The organism is Lysinibacillus sp. Bpr_S20, assembly GCF_023337835.1.
In the GTDB taxonomy this organism is placed as follows: Bacteria; Bacillota; Bacilli; order Bacillales_A; family Planococcaceae; genus Lysinibacillus.
This window is the reverse complement of record NZ_JALNLQ010000008.1, coordinates 25,692-43,807: the sequence shown is the minus strand read 5'-3', so window position 1 is coordinate 43,807 and position 18,116 is coordinate 25,692. Positions and strand designations below refer to the sequence as shown.

Below are 18,116 nucleotides of genomic sequence, written 5' to 3'. Positions count from 1 at the left end.
GTAATAGGTTTGGTGCTGATGCTTCGCTTTCGCTACAGAAAACAATGCTTTTAAACGGTAACTAATTTTGTCGGCTCTTCTGCATCTGTATCAAATAAATTTAAATACTCACCGACAATTATGCCGCAGGATTGCAAAGTTTGTGTAACACTCATGCGCGCAAGCTCTTTCATATTATTATCCATACTTAAATGCGATAAATAAATATTTGTTGGTTTTTCAAATACTACGTCACTCATTGCTATAGCTGCATCCTCATTTGAAACGTGCCCTACATCACTTAAAATACGACGTTTTATAGACCATGGGTAACGCCCCATTTGTAGCATATTCACATCGTGGTTACTTTCAAATACAAAGGAATCAGCACCTCGAATGATTCCCTTCATACGGTCGCTAACATAGCCTGTATCTGTAATTACAACAAGCTTTCGCCCATTTTCATGAAAGCTATAAAACATTGGATCTACTGCATCATGTGATACGGCAAAGGATTCAACCGCTAATGAACCAAAGTGCTTAACACTATCCATCTCAAATTCAAATCGTTGTTCTAAAGGTATATCCCCTACTAGCCCATCCATCGCCTGCCAGGTTTTGGCGTTAGCATAAACAGGTACATTATATTTTCGTGCCAATACACCTATTCCCTTAATATGATCACTATGCTCATGTGTAACGAAAATGCCACTTAGCTGTTTCATATCGCGATCGATTTTTGTAAATAGTTGCTCCATTTTTTTACCACTAAGACCTGCATCAACAATAAATGCATGATCATCATTCTCTACATAAATCGAATTTCCTGTACTGCCACTTGCTAAAACACTAAATTGCATTATTCAACTCCCCAGTCTTCCTCTTCACCTAGTTGATTGTCTCCTTGGATTTCAATGATTTTTCCATCGATAGCATCAACGAAATACTCTTCTATTTCTTCGTCCGGTAACTCCACTTGTACTTCCCATGTTGGTATCAACACTTGTGTTTGTGTTAAATTACTAAATGTCGAGTAACCTAACTTTACTTGCTTAATACGTGATTCTGATTTTAATAGCCCTTTATTATAAAGTGTCTGGAAAATTTGAAGTGGTGGTATGACCGTTTCCTGTTGTTCCATTTCTTCGATATTATCAATCATTGTCTGCTCATACATGACCACTTCATTATCTAAATTCCACTGTACTTTTAATAGAGCACTTTCATTGTAATAAAAAATTCGATTATTTTTCCTTTGGAAGAAGATTGCGACTCGTTCCTCACGATCTACCTTCCATAATGCATAAGAATCTCCATCTTTAACGTTTGTATGGACAAAATCGGTAAGGCTTGCATCATCATTAATATTTCGTAATTTTACAGGATTGATAAAAATAGCTTTTAAATGCGCTTGTTTATCATCAAGAAAACTTACTCGCTGATTGTCATTGATAGCATTATTTTTAAAATGATGCGCTTTGCCTATAATGTAAGTAGCTGTTTCATTACTATTCGGCAGTGGTCCATACGTAATATTATCATCTTTTAAACGGGCTTCTATTGTTTTTTCACCTAGTATTTCTACACTCTGGGCTTCTTTATAGCGATTTACATACATTGAATATAAGAAGATATCTAAGATTAAAAAAACGAATATAAAAATAGATTTTGTTCTATTCCAATCCATTGTTGACACCCCCTAATAAGTCAGGTGTCAGTTTCGTCGATACACCGTTACGAATAACGAACCAGCATGGCTCTAATGTCACTATTGTACTTTGATTATTATGAGTTAAATAGAAACCCTCAACAATGTCATCTACATCTGATAAATCAATGTTATTTAGCTTTTTAATCTTTTCGATGATTTCCGGTCCTGACGGAAGTTCTTTCATCTCTTGTTCAATATCTTTCTCAAAAGAAAAGTATGGACGTTTGTAGCGGAAAATTCGATTATCTCCCCAAACAGTTGTAATTCGATTTATAGCCTGATCACTATAAATCGGTAATCCATGTAAATAGAGCTGATACTCTAATTGATTATTACTTGTACTTGTTGATACTAAGCGATAATCATCTGTAAAACCTCCGTGTTCATTGATAAATTCAAAGCTATCCGTCAAGAGCTTGGAAGGCTCTATTCTTACACTACTTTCTGCAGCCGGATTTACATAGGCCAATGATTTCACATTCGAATCAATGAGCATCCGCGACATACCATCCTGATATTTTTCAGTAGTTTCACTTTCATCAGTACGCAGGACATTATTTGGATTTGTAAATAACACATTTTTAAATACTTCAGGCTTTTCTTCGTTAAAATACGTATATTTTGCCGATTCAATTTTATCATTTGCAATATATAGTGAGGTAAAGCCATCTCGCTCTACTTCTTTAAATGTGCCGTATGTTTTCGCTGGCTCAATAATAGTTCTTACAAATTGATTAGCATTTTCTAGACTTACACGTGAACGCATTAATAATTCATTATTGCCACTAATGAAAAACACCTGTAACACTTTATTGTTAAAATTACTCCAATCTATAATCATACGGTTAAAGGTCGTTTCAGGTAGCTCCTTATCAGCGAACTGAAAAATGGAGTTAAAGGCAGAGTAAGGAATCTCACCAGGGAAAAAGACAGTCATGTATTTATTAGTACGAATCATCTCGTTTACAGTGTCGGCCTTAAGATTATTGTCAATAGGCTCTAAATCTAGGACATTCCACCCCTGAAATGCCTCCATAAGATCTACCATTGCACCATTAGATACTGTTCCGGTAAATTCCTTATCAAAACGGTAAATAGCTTTATAAGGACGAATAACATCTTCCATTCTTTTTTGTGGTCCAATGAGAACTTCTTTTCCTTCAGTCTGTTCAATAAATTTATAATCTGGCGTGTATGTCCAAATGATAAACGTTAAAACTACACTTAGAATAACGAGTAGGAATAAAACAACTGATTTAACTGGCTCTATATATTTCATTCCCACTCACCTGCCTCGTCAAAATCATCTAAATTAAGTGGTAATGTGAAGAAAACCGTTGTTCCATGTCCTTCTTCACTTTCAGCCCATATTTTACCGCCATGAGCTTCAATCATTTCCCTGGCAATAGCTAGTCCTAGACCAGTGCCTCCCATAGAGCGGGCCCGAGCACGATCTACACGATAGAAACGCTCAAAAATACGTCCTACATTTTCCTTAGGAATACCCATACCATCATCAGAAATCATAACCTTCAGCATATCCCCTTGTGCTGTAAATCCAAAGCGAATATTACCTCCATCTGGTGAATACTTAATAGCATTGGAAATGATATTATCGATGACTTGTGTCACCTTATCTGTATCAATTTCTACATAATAAGATGCCTCTGGGAATAAACGTTCAAACATCACTTTGTCAGACTTAGACATTTCAAAACGATCGATAATACGGTTAAAGAATGAATTGAATAGAACAATATCTTGATTCAACTCATAATCTGAACTATCCATTCGTGATAACTGTAATAAGTCATTCACTAAGCGGATCATACGCTCGGTCTCTGTTTGAGTGACATTCAAAAATGTTGGAGCAATATTTTCATCTTTCCATGCACCATCTGCTAACGCCTCTAAATAACTACGCATCGTCGTTAAAGGTGTCCGTAACTCATGTGATACATTTGAAACAAACTCCCTACGATCCATCTCTATTTTTTCCTGCTCCGTAATATCATGCAGTACGGTAATTAGACCATTAATAAAGCCTGTTTCTTTTTGAATAACAGAGAAATTCGCACGTAAAATATACGGTGCGTCTGCTGTACTGAAATTTAAATTCACCGCATCATTCATGTGAATTAAATCCTCAAAACTATACTCTTGGTCAATACCTAAAACAGATGCAATCGGACGACCTAATGTAATATCCCTCGAAATATGCAGCAGCTCTAGTGCAGGATCATTAATAAGAATGATACGGCCTTTTCGATCTGTTGCAATAACACCATCCGTCATATTACTAAGGACCGAATCGAGCTTTCGCCGCTCTGCCTCTGTAGTAGACTGTGCCTCTTGTAAGCGATTCGTTAAATGATTAAAGGTTATAGCAAGCTGCCCTATCTCATCTGTACCATAAACCCGCACTTTTCGAGAATAGTTACCCTTTGCCATCGCCTGAGCTTGCTTACGCATATCTGAAATTGGCTGTGTAATTGTTCGTGCCACTAAGATTCCTAAAAAGATCGTAATCACTAAGGACACGGCTGTACCACCGAGGAAAATACGATTAATGTCATTCACTTGTTCAAAAACAGATTCAATATTTGCCTCAATATAGAGTACCCCTATGATTTCATCATCAGGTCCTGCGCCATCTCGAATTGGCGAAGCTAACACCCAAACTCGATTTCTTGTTTTATTATCAAGTTTAATGTTTTCAAATAATGTTTCTGCAGAGATAGCACGGCGTACGAGGTCATTATTCGAGCGCTGTCCAATCAAACTTTGATTGTCTATCTCAGATGTGGCACGAATACGCTGCCTATTATCGATGACACGAATTTCTAAAATATCTCCTTTAGAAAGTTCCTTCAACCCTGTGGAAAATTCCATGACAATCGTTTTCAAGCTCTCTTCAAGAGATGGCATACTTTCATCGCGCTCTTTTAACATTTCTTCACGAATGCTATATTGCATTAAATCAACACGTTGAAAAATGGATTGTCGGAAGTTGTCTTTTAAATTTTGTTCTAATTCACGCGCGAAATAGATTCCTATTATTTGCAAAGCAAGTAGGATTAGTAAAATGTAAATTAGTACCAGCTTGACATGAATTGATTTAAAGAAGCTAACTTTCTGCATTCCTTTTTACTCCTGTTCAGGATTTCGTAAATAATACCCTACACCACGGCGTGTTACAATCCAAGCTGGATGACTAGGATTGTCCTCTATTTTTTCCCGTAAACGTCGAATTGTTACATCTACTGTTCGTACATCTCCGAAATAGTCATAGCCCCACACAGTTTGTAATAAATGTTCACGCGTCATTACTTGACCAATATGCTTACCTAAGTAATGTAACAGCTCAAACTCCCTATGTGTTAATTCAATTGCCTCATCACGCTTCAATACTAAGTAAGCATCTGGCTGAATAACAAGGGATCCTACTACAATTTCATTGGATTCTTCTTCAACCTCTTCAGCAGTAGGAGCTACTACCTGTAAGCGACGCATATTTGCCTTTACACGCGCAATAAGCTCACGTGTACTAAATGGCTTTGTCACATAATCATCTGCGCCCATTTCTAATCCTAATACTTTATCAATCTCAGAGCCTTTTGCGGTTAACATAATGATAGGAAAGTCATATTTTTTCCGTATTTCTCTACAAACTTCCATCCCATCACGCTTAGGTAACATTATATCTAAAAGCATTAAATCTGGTTGCTCTTCCTCAACCTTCTCTAGTGCTTCATCTCCATCATAAGCACAAATAACTTTGTAACCTTCTTTTATTAAATTAAACTGTAAAATATCTGCGATTGGTTTTTCATCGTCAACAACTAAAATGGTTTTGTCCATATTTTCTCTCCCTTTCGCTATTTATCTATTTTTAAACGATTGTGTATTTATCCATTTTGCCTTAGCATAATTTCGTCCAGATTCAGCTTTGGGCCAACGTGACGTTCTTAAACTAAGTTCCTCTATTTCAGCAGACACCTGCTGAAAAATAACTTCAATTCGCATTCAACTCCCATCTTTAGAGGTGGGAGGCTTTTGTAACTGCCGTTGCACTTTCGCTACATAAAACATTTGTAGCAGGCTCTTCCTTTCGCTACTAAAACACTTGCTGAAATTAGTTAAAGTTACTACTCTAACTCTACCATGCTTTTAGCTTCTATGCATTATTCTAAATCCTATGACATTATAGATATTATATTAAACTACATTTCGACAAATATTTCTCGGGAAATAACATAGTTGTATATACAAAATATACAAAAAGACAGCCCTATTTTGGACTGCCTTCTACTTGAACTAATTAATGCCCTACATATGATCATGGATTTTCTAATGAACTATTTTTATACACTTCAAAGTTCTGTTGAATCTCCAGTAGAGCCCATTATATCTATTACAGAACCCTTTTCACTACTTGCACATTAATTGATGATAGGCGTCCATAAATCGATGGTATGATTAATCCTCATACGCTTACCGTAAATCCCATTCCAATTTTAATCCATGGTAGTATATTTACACGCATAGAATTTTTTCACTTCTATACTGTACCATAAAGAAAATAAGGTTCGACTTTTTTCACCTTTTTGTAATGTAAATGTATTAATTCTCTACTGATTGTTACATATTTCCCATTTTCGAGGCTATAAATAAAATATTGGACAATATAATTTTAGACTTTTTGCTTTTTTAATATTCTGATAAAATAGAGGTAAGAAGTACTAGTTGAATGGAGTGATTAATTTGAATGATTTGCAAAAGCAAACCTCTGAAATAACCCCTAAAGGAAGGAAACCCCAAAGTAAGAATACCGTTCGTAAACTTATAATTAGGACCATTATGGTAGCATTAGGTGCTGTTATTATGGCACTGGGGCTAGAGCTATTTTTAGTACCAAACCACATTATGGATGGTGGAATCGTAGGTGTTTCCATTATCACTTCTCATTTATTAAATTTACCTCTTGGTATTTTCATCTTCATTTTAAACTTACCTTTTATCTTTTTAGGTTATAAACAAATCGGTAAAACCTTTGCACTTTCCACAGGACTCGGAATTACAGTTCTCTCATTAACAACGCTTTTTTTACATAATCTAAACTCATTTACTCAAGATACGCTATTGGCCACAGTTTTTGGAGGCATGATTTTAGGTATTGGTGTCGGTATCGTCATTCGTTATGGTGGTTCATTAGATGGGACAGAAATTTTAGCTATTTTATTTAATAGAAAAACACCGTTCTCCGTTGGTGAAATTATTATGTTCTTTAATTTACTCATCTTTGCGGTAGCGGGGTTTGTATTCACATGGGAACAAGCCATGTACTCTATCTTGGCATACTATATCGCCTATAAAACCATTGACATTGTTATTCAAGGGATGGAGGAATCAAAATCCGTTTATATCATTAGTGATGAAATTGATGAAATTGGGCAGACCATTATGGATAGACTTGGTCGTGGCGTAACCTTCCTATATGGTGAGGGTGCTTATACAGGTAACGATAAAAAAGTTATTTTTACCGTCATTACCCGATTAGAGGAATCCAAGCTTAAAACAATTGTCGCTGAAATTGATGATCATGCATTCCTAGCAATCGGTAATATAGCAGAGGTTAAAGGTGGTCGCTTCAAGAAGAGAGATATTCACTAATGACAAAAGAGGCGTACCGCATATGGCACGCCTCTTTAATATTACTAAAAATAAAAAACTATAACCTCTACGACATTAAATTTGGCTTTTTTGCACAAAATGGGGGTGATCTCCGTTCCGACTGAGCGCTTTGTAGCTGGCGCTTCGCTTTCGCTACAGATAAAACATTGTTGCTGCCGCTTCGCTTTCGCACAGAGCAAAGCTTCCTGGGGGCGTCCGATGAACCACTTCACTCGCGTTGCTCGCTGCAGGGTCTCGGGCCAATAGGATGTTGGTCACGAAGGCGTTATCACAGGACGTGATGCTTTTAGCCTTCGTTCCTCTATATCGCTGATCCCCAAGGAGTCGCTCAGTCTTCACTCCTATCACCTATTTCACTTAGTGTATCTTCTGCATATCACTCTAATATGCGAAATAATAGAGGTTGTAACAGTTGTCTTTGTACGAAAGCGAAGCGACAGTAACAGATGTCTTTGCAAAGTATAGCTTCTTCAAATGTAACATAACATCCACTTTCGAATACATAAAATATATCCTGCATTAACGGGCAATAAGTCATCTCTCACCTAAAAATTCAGCAACAGCAAAGAGATTTGGTATAAAAAAAGGACGTACCGTATGGCACGTCCTTTTTTAATTTCAATTATTATGCTTCCCAAACGTCCACTAAAACGTTCGTTTGTTCACGTGCAGGACCAACAGAGAAAGTAGCAATTTCAATACCAGTTAATTCACTCACGCGTTCTACATAGCGACGTGCATTCTCAGGTAGCTCTTCTAATGTTTTGCAGCCTGTAACATCTTCTGACCAGCCTGGAAGCTCTTCATAGATTGGTTCACATTGTTCAATAATATGAAGATTTGCTGGATATTCAGTAATCGTTTCATCTTTATATTTATACGCTGTACAAATTTTAACTGTTTCTAAGCCAGATAAAACATCAATTGAGTTAAGCGCAAGATGCGTAATACCACTTACTCGGCGTGAGTGACGTACTACTACCGTATCAAACCAACCTACACGACGTGGACGGCCAGTTGTTGTACCGTATTCACGACCAACTTCGCGAATTTGTTGGCCCACTTCATCGAATAATTCAGTTGGGAACGGACCATCACCAACACGAGATGTATAGGCTTTAGAGACACCAATAACACTTGTAACTCGTGATGGACCAACGCCAGCGCCGATTGCTACTCCACCTGCAACAGGATTTGAAGATGTTACAAATGGGTACGTACCTTGATCGACATCAAGTAAAATACCTTGTGCTCCTTCAAATAACACTTTGCCGCCTTCATCTAATACATCATTTAGGATTTTCGATGTGTCTGTTACATATTTTGCGATTTCTTGTCCATAGTTGTAATATTCTTCGAAAATTTCTTCGAATGTTACGCCTTCAACTTCGTAAAATTTCTCAAATAACTTATTTTTAATTGCTAAATTTTGACGTAGTTTTTCTTCAAATACATCCTTGTCTAGTAAATCAGCCATACGGATACCGATACGTGCTACTTTATCCTGATAACATGGTCCAATCCCTTTACAAGTCGTACCAATTTTTTGATCGCCACGGCTTTCCTCATCAGCGATATCTTGTTTTATATGATATGGCAAAATAACATGTGCACGATTAGAAATTCGTAAATTATCTGTATCAATGCCACGCTCTTGTAAACCTCTAAGTTCAGTCACTAATGACTTTGGATTAACAACTAGGCCATTTCCGATTACTGAAGTTTTTTCTTTATAGAAAATACCTGATGGAATTAAATGTAACTTATAAGTTTCGCCATCAAATTTAATAGTATGTCCAGCATTATCACCGCCTGCAAAACGAGCGATTGCATCGGCTTTTTGTGAAAGGAAATCCGTAATTTTACCTTTTCCTTCGTCTCCCCACTGTGTTCCTACAACTACAACTGATGTCATAGTCAGCACCTCCGTTAGATACGATTTGTATCTCAATTTTTAAGCCGTTAATTATTGTAACAATGATAGAAACGCCTAGTCAACAAAAATACTTAAAAACACGAACGTAAAATCAAAAAATATGATTCAACGTTCGTGTTTAATAACAGAATGGTATGAATATTATCTAACATTCAGATTTATTCTGTCTTGGTATACTCGCAAACGTTATGTTCCTCTTTTTTAATCAGTATTTTGGTCAACATAGCGTGAGGTCGATTTCCGTTCAAACTAGGCACTCCTACATGGCATACGTTTTAACTAATGTCATCTCTCACTATTGATGATGAACCAAATACATATTTAATCACGTGGAGGCGGTGGTGGCATTTGCGACCAGTCCACATTAATGAATTTATTGAATTCTTTTTTAAAAGCGAGTGTAACTGTACCTGTTGGACCGTTACGTTGTTTAGCAATAATAATTTCAATCATATTTTTACTCTCGGACTCTTTATCGTAATAATCATCACGATATAAGAAGGCAACAATATCAGCATCTTGCTCAATACTTCCCGATTCACGCAAGTCACTCATCATAGGTCGTTTATCTTGACGTTGCTCAACACCACGAGATAGCTGTGATAATGCAATGACTGGGACCTTTAATTCACGCGCTAATCCTTTTAATGAACGTGAAATCTCAGATACTTCTTGCTGACGGTTCTCCCCTGGCTTACCACTACCCTGAATAAGCTGTAAATAGTCAATCAAAATCATACCGAGCCCGTGCTCCTGTGCTAAACGTCGGCATTTTGCGCGAATTTCATTGATACGTACACCTGGTGTATCATCAATGAAAATCCCTGAATTCGATAAACTCCCCATTGCCATAGTTAGTTTACCCCAATCTTCCGTTGTTAAAGCACCTGTACGTAAAACTTGTGCATCTATATTTCCCTCGGCACAAAGCATACGCATAACTAGCTGCTCAGCACCCATCTCTAAGGAGAAGATTGCAACATTTTCCCTTGCTTGAACGGCAACACTTTGTGCAACATTCAATGCAAAGGCTGTTTTCCCTACAGATGGACGTGCAGCAACAATAATCAAATCGTTACGCTGGAAGCCAGCTGTTATATTGTCTAAGTCACGGAAGCCTGTCGGAATACCTGTAACATCACCCTTTTGGGATTGAAGCTTTTCGATGTTATCAAAGGTTTCCACCAATACGTCTTTTACATGCTTAAAGTCACCCGCATTTTTACGATTGGCTACCTCCATCATTTTCTTCTCTGCTTCACCTAGTAATGCCTCTACCTCATCTTCACGAGTATAGCCATCTTCTACTATTTTAGTAGCGACGCGAATTAAACGACGCAATAAGGCCTTTTCTTCGACAATTTTCGCATAGTGTGCGACGTTAGCAGCTGTAGGGACAGCATTGGCGAGCTCTAGTAAATACGATAGCCCGCCAACATCCTCAATTTCTTTTTTAGCTGATAATTCTTCAGTAACTGTTACGACATCTATCGCTTTTCCTTGATCACTCAAACGTAGCATCGTTTCGAAAATTTGCTTATGTGCATTATGATAAAAATCATCTGCTAGTAAAATTTCAGACGCAGTGATTAACGATTGAGGATCAAGAAAAATTGCACCGATAACCGATTGCTCCGCTTCCCGGTTATGCGGTGGAACGCGGTCCATCATCGGTTCGTTCATGGATCGTCGCCCCTTATTCTTCCGTTACATGAACTTTTAATGTTGCAGATACTTCATGATGTAGTTTTACAGGTACATTTGTAAAGCCTAGCGCACGAATTCCATCACTTAAAGTCATTTTACGTTTATCAATTTTTATGCCATGCGTTTTTTGAAGTGCATCGGCAACTTGCTTTGAAGATACTGAACCAAATAGGCGACCACCTTCACCTGATTTTGCTTTTAGTTCTACTGTTAAAGCTTCTAATTTTTCTTTTAATGCTTTCGCTTCAGCTAATTCTGCAGCAGCATTTTTAGCTTCTAATTTCTTTTGACCTTCTAATTGACTTAATGCTTGTGCATTTGCTTCAGCAGCATAGCCATTTTTAATTAAGAAGTTTTGTGCGTAGCCGTCCGCTACATTTTTTATTTCTCCTTTTTTCCCTTTTCCTTTAACATCTTTTAAAAATACTACTTTCATGATTCAGAACTCCCCTCGAGTACCTCATTTATGGCCTCTTCTAAATATTTTTTTACTCCAGCAATGGAATTTGATTCGACTTGGCAAGCTGCATTCGTTAAATGCCCGCCGCCGCCTAGCTTTTCCATCACAAGCTGCACGTTTACCTCACCAAGTGATCTTGCACTTATGCCGATTTTGCCATCTGAACGATGTGCAATGACAAAGGAAGCACCAACATCCTTCATTGTTAGTAAAATGTCTGCTGTTTGCGCAATAAGTACCGAGTCATACACTTTCGCTTCCTCACCTACAGCAATAGCAATACCAGGCTTCACGAACTTAACAGTTTGCACTATTTTAGAACGCTCGATATACGTATCGACATCTTCTTTTAATAATCGTTGTACTAACACTGTATCGGCACCATTTGTCCGTAAATAAGACGCCGCTTCAAACGTACGGGCTCCTGTCCGCAAAGTAAAACTCTTCGTATCAACAATAATTCCTGCCAGCAATGCCGTAGCCTCTAGCATATTAATCTTCGCACGTTTTGGTTGATACTCGAGTAACTCTGTTACAAGCTCTGCTGTAGATGATGCATATGGCTCCATATAAACAAGCGTTGGATTTTCTATAAAATCCTCACTTCGACGATGGTGATCAATTACCACAACTTTTTCAGCCAACTTCAAAAGCTGTGACTCAATGACTAAATCTGGTTTATGCGTATCGACTATAACAAGCAATGATTTTTCTGTCATTCTTGCCGCAGCTTCCTCTGGTGTTAGGAAATTTTCATAGAAATCCGATTTACTCTCAATTTCGTTCATTAAACGTGTTACACTTCCGTTTAATTCGTCATAATTTATGATCACATAGCCCTTCACATCATTCATTTGTGCCATTTTACGTACACCAACAGAGGCACCAATTGAGTCCATATCAGGATTTTTATGTCCCATAACAAATACTTGGTCACTATCCTGAATTAGGTCTCGTAGAGCGTGGGAAATAACACGTGCTCTAACGCGTGTACGTTTCTCGACAGGATTCGTTTTCCCGCCATAGAATTTTAGTTTTCCTGTAGGTTGCTTGATGGCTACCTGATCACCGCCACGACCTAAAACAAGATCTAGACTTGATTGTGCTAGTTCACCAAGCTCCATTAATGAAGATGATCCTGCGCCAACACCAATACTTAATGTTAATGACATATTTTTTTGCGCTGTTTTTTCTCGAATTGTATCTAAAATGGCAAATTTCTTCTTCTCAAGCTCCATTAAAATGGATTCGTTTAAGACAGCTAAAAAACGGTCGGATGATATTCGTTTCACAAATATCCCTTGCTCAGCAGCCCAATCATTGACAATTGAGGTCACCATCGTATTCGTTAAACTACGTGGTTGGTCATCCATTGCTTGCGTAATTTCGTCATAATTATCAACAAATAAAATTGCAATAACTGTACGATCTGCATAGTATTGTTTTTCAATAGCTATCTGCTCAGTGATATCAAAGAAATATAGTAAATTCTCTTCTTTTTTATAATAAACTCGATATTTACGATCACGAAGCGTAATCGTATCTTCGTTTGTCTCCTCGGTCTTCATTAGCACGTAAATGTCATCAGATATATTAACGATTCCTTCACCTACTAAATTCTCCATATTTAAAACGCCCTGCATATATGGATTCGACCATTCTATTTCATATTGATCATTGACAAGTAAAATCCCAATTGGCATTTCTAGTAATGCCTCTTCCCCCACTTTTTTCATACGGAAAGAGATAGATTCAATATGTTTTTCTGTCTCATCAAAGGTAATCTTTTCTACCTTCCACGTATAGGCCATTAATAGAACAAAACCTATTCCATAACCAATACCTATCCCGATATTCCAAATACATAGAAGCACGAACGTTACAATGCCAAAAATGGAAAGAACAAAAAGCGGATAGCGGATTGGTCGTTTTCTAAAAGTCCCCATTACATCAGCCCCTTATTCTTTAGTTTTCCCCTTCACAAGTGAACGTACGTCGAAACCTAAATCTACGATACCTAGCAATATCATAAAGGATGATAGTGGTAAGGCTAACAAAGTAGCGATCCATTTGACACCATTAGGCAGCTCCTTTTTAGAAATAAAGTAATGTAAAAAGGAAATACCCTGCAGGATTAATAACATCCATAAAATATAAGAAACATTTAACACAATCATATCTACTGTAGATCCAGATTCTGGACGCATAAATAAATTTACGCATAAAACAATCATGTAATACCATAAAATAGATCGGGGTAGACGCATATTTTGGAATGATGCAAATCTCGGTACGTCTAAACCAAGACGTTTTAATACAGGTAAATTTAACGTTATGATAATAAATGCTGTCATAAATGCAGAAAGTGTTACTGTTGCAGGTATTGTCAGCTCAACTGTTTTTAACAGAGCCTCAATTAGCTCTGGCTGAAACGCTTCTTGACCTGTCATCGTTTTTGCAAGTTCATTTGATTGCTCATAACTATCGCGTAAAAGCTCTGTGCTCATGTTAATGATATTGATACCAGCAAATTGAACATAGGCTACATAGACAACCGCCATTGACAGAAGAACAGCAATCCCAGATGACATGAATAGGTAAAGTTTGCTCTTCTTTTGATTAATTGCACTTCCTATAACGACACCAAGTAATGCCAAAATAAAGGCAAATGGTAACATAGTTATGCCACTCGTTAAAGTGGTTAAGATACACCCTACTATTGCTACAAATATTGATGATGCACGCTTGTAATTTGCGCTATACCAAGCAATCGGTAGTGGAGCAAATATTAGACTTACTATAAATATGAATGGTATATATGCAGAAATAAGCATTAGAATCGTAAAGATTGCGACCATCATTGAGCCTTGTACAAGCGCCTTTGTTTGATTATTCGGCATTGAAAACCTTCCTTTTTTTCAGTCAAACTTACTGACCTTTATTGTACCATTTTTTCAGGTTATTGAACAAAAAACGCTAGAACAACTGAAATGCTTTGCCATTAATTTTGTAGATCCAATGACTAAAGGCGTAAAATACATTACTATATAGGAGATTTTTTACCGAAAAATCATAACAAATTCATCATTAATTATGTTCTTCTATATATTTTTTTAAAATTTTTCCAACAATAAAAAAAGCAACTTACAACAGTTACTAATACATGAAAAAAGGCTTTTAATCCAAATGATTATAAGCCGTTTTGTTTTTAAAAATGTCCATAGTCGATTGTTTCTCAATCTCTAACATTTCATCTTTTCTTTATTCATGTCTATCTAGAGTGTAATAAATTCTCATCATAATAGCAAACGGTAATTTATAGAGCAATTACTGAGATCAACCAAGCTCACCATGGGGCATCTGGTCTCGCACTCCAATCAACCTGACATGTATTTTAACCATACTCATCTTTTGTGATGTGAGCTATAAAACAAACAATATTACCATAGTTGGGATATCCACTCTCGATTCCCCTACCTATGTTATTTACAAGAGTCCCCCTTATAAAATCTCCATATTGCGGTTACAAGATTAGTAATTCCATTTTTACAAATAAGAAAAGCACAACCAAAGCGATTAAACCTTGTTGTGCCTTTATTTATATCTTATTTATCTTCTGCAACGAATGGAAGTAATCCCATGATACGAGATACTTTGATAGCAGAAGTTAATTTACGTTGGTACTTTGCACTTGTGCCAGTTACGCGACGTGGTAAGATTTTACCGCGCTCAGAGATGAATTTTTTTAATAAATCCACATCTTTATAATCGATATGCGTAATGTTGTTTGAAGTGAAGTAGCAAACTTTACGGCGTTTGCGGCCTCCGCGACGTGGTGCCATAGTATGTCTCCTCCTTATCATTTTTTATTTTAGAAGTATTAGAATGGTAAATCATCCTCAGATACTTCTATTGGTCCTTTGCTATTAGCAAATGGATCCTCATCTACACGTGTATAATTCGGCTGATTCATAGGTGGTTGATTTTGCTGATAAGCATCGCCGCCAAATGAACCCTGCCCTGGCATAGCACCACCAAACTGTTGCTGTGGTTGTCCACCGCCATATGACGGTTGATTATTACCGTAAGTATTCTGCCCACCATATTGAGGAGCAGGAGCACCGCTAGAATTACGAGGCTCTAAAAACTGTACGCTATCTGCCACTACATCTGTTGTGTATACTCGTTTACCATCTTGTCCTTCATAGCTACCTGTTTGGATGCGACCTTCCACTCCAATCAAACTTCCTTTTCGCATGAAGTTCGCTAAGTTTTCAGCCTGTTTGCGCCAAGCAACACAGCTAATGAAATCAGCTTCGCGATCACCTTGTTGGTTTGAGAATGTTCGATTCACAGCAACTGTAAATCTTGTAGACGCAATACCATTAGGCGTATAGCGTAGCTCAGGATCCTTTGTTAGTCTTCCAACTAATACGACACGGTTTATCATCAGAAATGCAACCTCCTTTTTCAGCATTTTGTTAAAAATAAATGATTATGCTTCTTCGCGAACTGCAATGTGACGAATGATATCTTCGCTAATGTTAGCAAGACGAGTGTATTCGTTGATTGCTTCTGAAGGAGCGTTTACTTTCACGATTTGGTAGAAACCTTCGCGGAAGTCTTGAATTTCATAAGCTAAGCGGCGTTTGCCCCACTCTTTTGATTCGATGACTTCTGCACCGTTAGAAGTTAAGATTTCGTTGAAACGTTCAACTAAAGCTTTCTTCGCTTCGTCTTCAATGTTCGGACGTACGATGTACATTAATTCGTATTTTCTCATCTGTTTACACCTCCTTATGGACTTAGGCTCTCCTATAATAGGGAGCAAGGAGCAAGTAATAATTATTACTCACATCAATGAATTGTAACATATAGATACATGTCTTTCAAGTCGCAAACTAACAATTCATTCTATATAATGAACTTAATTCATGAAAGGAGGATCTCCATGCTACCTGATCAAGAACCAATCGTCATAGAGTTAGATATAAAAAAACTAATGATGGACAATATTGTTATCACAAGTGGTCTTGTCATATTATTTGTGGCTATCCAATATATTTGCTTTAAAGATTTTGATTATTCATTTTGGAATATGATTGTTGGGTCCATTCTTTTTGCCATTCTGTATATTGTTTTCATTGTCTTACATGAGGCCTTTCATTTAATTGGCTTTATGGTCTTTGGAGGCGTGCCCGCTAAATCGTTAAAATATGGCTTGAATTTAGAGCTTGGCATTGCGTACGCAACAACCGACCAACGTTTACCGAATCATGCCATGAAAAAGGCTTTATTACTGCCATTCTGGACAACTGGAGTTCTTCCGACACTGGCTGGTTTCTACTTTAATAGTACTGTTTTAATATTGGTGGGAGCTTTTTTAATAGCTGGGGCAGTAGGGGATTTCTCCATGTATAAAGAATTGCGCAAATATCCAAAGAATGCGTTCATACAGGATGATCCTCATTTACCTAAGCTTTATGTATATATGCCCGAGGAAAAGAAAAAGCTTTGAGTCACATACATATAGAATCTGCTTAGCTCCAAGCAGATTCTAATTTTTATACAATTTTAAGGTGTTATAAAACCATGCTGTGCAGCTGTATATAAATTTCTCCAAATACGATTTATCGAAGAGGTCTCTGTAATTGCATCCATACCAAGCCTACGGATTAAGCTATTAGCAATATCTACACAAGCTGCTGCAACGTCTTTACTCATGAGTGAAAATTGCTGTAGTTCTTCATTCGCCAACTCATGACCTTCTTGATGTTTTTGCCAGTATTCATGCAACATTGCATAAAACCGCTCTTCAAGCTGTCTAAAGTTCTTTTGTTGCTGCATCAATAAAAATTGTATTGCCCCCATATGTTCGGCACGACTTGAATCAAGGCTTCTTTGCTTCACTAAAATAGACGCCTCTTCTAAGAAATTTTCTGTTATTCCAAGGCAAACACTTAAAAAAGAAGCTTCTGCAAATGCGCCAAACGGAAAACTATGTACCGCATTCCCATACGTGTTTTTCATTGTACCCAATTGGAACGTATCCTCTTGAGGCACCCAAACATTTTGCACTCGGATCGTATGACTAGCAGTCGCTTTTAAACCCATTGCTCGCCAATCATTTAAAACTTCTACATGATCACTATTTACGGAGCAACTAATTATTTCATCTGTTCTAATACCCTCTTTCTCAACAAAGCAATTCATCGTAAAAGTTGTAGCATAATCTGCCCCACTACAATACTTCCATTGACCTGTTACGCTATATCCCTCATCTATTTGTATGGCTATACCTGTAGGATATCCACTACCTGCTATGACTGCATTTCTTGGTGAAAATATTTTTTCACAAACCTCTTTGTTCAATGTTGGAATAAACGCGTTCCCCCCTGTCCCTATTGTGACAAGCCAACCAAAGTTACCATCAAGTGCAGACATCTCTTGGAATACTTTCATGCCCTTTAGTAAATCTAAATCTTGGCCGCCTAATTCCTTGGCTGTGAATAACTTAAACAATTGATGCTCATAAATAAGCTCTAATATATCTTCCGGTAGTCTACCTAGCTGCTCAATTTCTAAACCACGCTCTTTTATTTGTAATATGCTCATACTAACCTCCTGAT

Annotated in this window: 16 protein-coding genes; 2 read left to right on the top strand and 14 right to left on the bottom strand. The window is 37.3% G+C overall.

Annotated elements, in window-relative coordinates:
* Positions 1 to 50: 50 nt before the first annotated feature.
* From MWJ95_RS17845 to yycF, 5 genes are read right to left on the bottom strand one after another with little or no spacing between them, the layout of a single operon-like run.
* Positions 51 to 839, bottom strand: coding sequence for an MBL fold metallo-hydrolase (locus tag MWJ95_RS17845; RefSeq protein WP_249075325.1), 789 nt, complete (start codon positions 837 to 839; stop codon positions 51 to 53).
* Positions 839 to 1,666 (bottom strand): two-component system regulatory protein YycI, encoded by an 828-nt coding sequence (locus MWJ95_RS17840; RefSeq protein ID WP_249106868.1) that lies wholly within the window; start codon positions 1,664 to 1,666, stop codon positions 839 to 841. The genes MWJ95_RS17845 and MWJ95_RS17840 overlap by 1 nt, the downstream gene beginning before the upstream one ends.
* Positions 1,653 to 2,969: a YycH family regulatory protein gene (locus MWJ95_RS17835; RefSeq protein WP_249075323.1), complete on the bottom strand. Its 1,317-nt coding sequence runs from the start codon at positions 2,967 to 2,969 to the stop codon at positions 1,653 to 1,655. The genes MWJ95_RS17840 and MWJ95_RS17835 overlap by 14 nt, the downstream gene beginning before the upstream one ends.
* Positions 2,966 to 4,831, bottom strand: a complete 1,866-nt coding sequence (gene walK / locus MWJ95_RS17830) for a cell wall metabolism sensor histidine kinase WalK (RefSeq protein WP_249075322.1) — start codon at positions 4,829 to 4,831, stop codon at positions 2,966 to 2,968. Before walK ends, MWJ95_RS17835 begins: the two co-directional genes overlap by 4 nt.
* A 6-nt stretch (positions 4,832 to 4,837) precedes the next feature.
* Entirely contained in the window at positions 4,838 to 5,551 is a 714-nt protein-coding gene (gene yycF / locus MWJ95_RS17825) for a response regulator YycF (RefSeq protein ID WP_053482923.1), read from the bottom strand.
* A 999-nt stretch (positions 5,552 to 6,550) separates the two neighbouring features.
* Between yycF and MWJ95_RS17820 the strand changes: the two genes are divergently transcribed.
* Positions 6,551 to 7,363 (top strand): YitT family protein, encoded by an 813-nt coding sequence (locus tag MWJ95_RS17820; RefSeq protein ID WP_249075437.1) that lies wholly within the window; start codon positions 6,551 to 6,553, stop codon positions 7,361 to 7,363.
* A gap of 646 nt (positions 7,364 to 8,009) precedes the next feature.
* On the opposite strand, the gene MWJ95_RS17815 is transcribed toward MWJ95_RS17820, so the two are convergent.
* The 8 genes from MWJ95_RS17815 to rpsF form a co-directional block, all read right to left on the bottom strand.
* On the bottom strand, positions 8,010 to 9,299 hold the full coding sequence (locus MWJ95_RS17815; RefSeq protein ID WP_249075321.1) for an adenylosuccinate synthase: 1,290 nt from the start codon (positions 9,297 to 9,299) through the stop codon (positions 8,010 to 8,012).
* A 342-nt stretch (positions 9,300 to 9,641) separates the two neighbouring features.
* The gene (gene dnaB, locus MWJ95_RS17810; protein WP_249075320.1) at positions 9,642 to 11,003 is read right to left on the bottom strand and encodes a replicative DNA helicase; all 1,362 of its coding nucleotides are present in this window, start codon (positions 11,001 to 11,003) and stop codon (positions 9,642 to 9,644) included.
* 13 nt (positions 11,004 to 11,016) lie between these two features.
* Complete coding sequence (rplI, locus tag MWJ95_RS17805; protein WP_249075319.1) at positions 11,017 to 11,463, bottom strand: 50S ribosomal protein L9; 447 nt, start codon at positions 11,461 to 11,463, stop codon at positions 11,017 to 11,019.
* Positions 11,460 to 13,433 carry a DHH family phosphoesterase gene (locus tag MWJ95_RS17800; protein WP_249075318.1) on the bottom strand — a complete coding sequence of 658 codons (1,974 nt, stop codon included), beginning with the start codon at positions 13,431 to 13,433 and terminating at the stop codon, positions 11,460 to 11,462. Before MWJ95_RS17800 ends, rplI begins: the two co-directional genes overlap by 4 nt.
* A 12-nt stretch (positions 13,434 to 13,445) precedes the next feature.
* On the bottom strand, positions 13,446 to 14,387 hold the full coding sequence (locus MWJ95_RS17795; protein WP_249075317.1) for a YybS family protein: 942 nt from the start codon (positions 14,385 to 14,387) through the stop codon (positions 13,446 to 13,448).
* Between the two features lie 705 nt (positions 14,388 to 15,092).
* Positions 15,093 to 15,329 (bottom strand): 30S ribosomal protein S18, encoded by a 237-nt coding sequence (rpsR, locus tag MWJ95_RS17790; RefSeq protein ID WP_004233359.1) that lies wholly within the window; start codon positions 15,327 to 15,329, stop codon positions 15,093 to 15,095.
* Between the two features lie 38 nt (positions 15,330 to 15,367).
* A complete protein-coding gene (gene ssb / locus MWJ95_RS17785; RefSeq protein WP_249075316.1) occupies positions 15,368 to 15,937 on the bottom strand; it encodes a single-stranded DNA-binding protein in 570 nt (189 codons plus the stop codon).
* 45 nt (positions 15,938 to 15,982) lie between these two features.
* Positions 15,983 to 16,270 (bottom strand): 30S ribosomal protein S6, encoded by a 288-nt coding sequence (gene rpsF / locus MWJ95_RS17780; protein WP_249075315.1) that lies wholly within the window; start codon positions 16,268 to 16,270, stop codon positions 15,983 to 15,985.
* Positions 16,271 to 16,438: 168 nt separating this feature from the next.
* Here rpsF and MWJ95_RS17775 point away from each other — a divergent pair, with 168 nt between their 5' ends.
* A complete protein-coding gene (locus MWJ95_RS17775; protein ID WP_249075314.1) occupies positions 16,439 to 17,005 on the top strand; it encodes a DUF3267 domain-containing protein in 567 nt (188 codons plus the stop codon).
* 56 nt (positions 17,006 to 17,061) lie between these two features.
* Here MWJ95_RS17775 and MWJ95_RS17770 read toward each other — a convergent pair whose 3' ends face one another.
* Entirely contained in the window at positions 17,062 to 18,102 is a 1,041-nt protein-coding gene (locus tag MWJ95_RS17770) for an acyl-CoA dehydrogenase family protein (protein ID WP_249106867.1), read from the bottom strand.
* Positions 18,103 to 18,116: the final 14 nt, after the last annotated feature.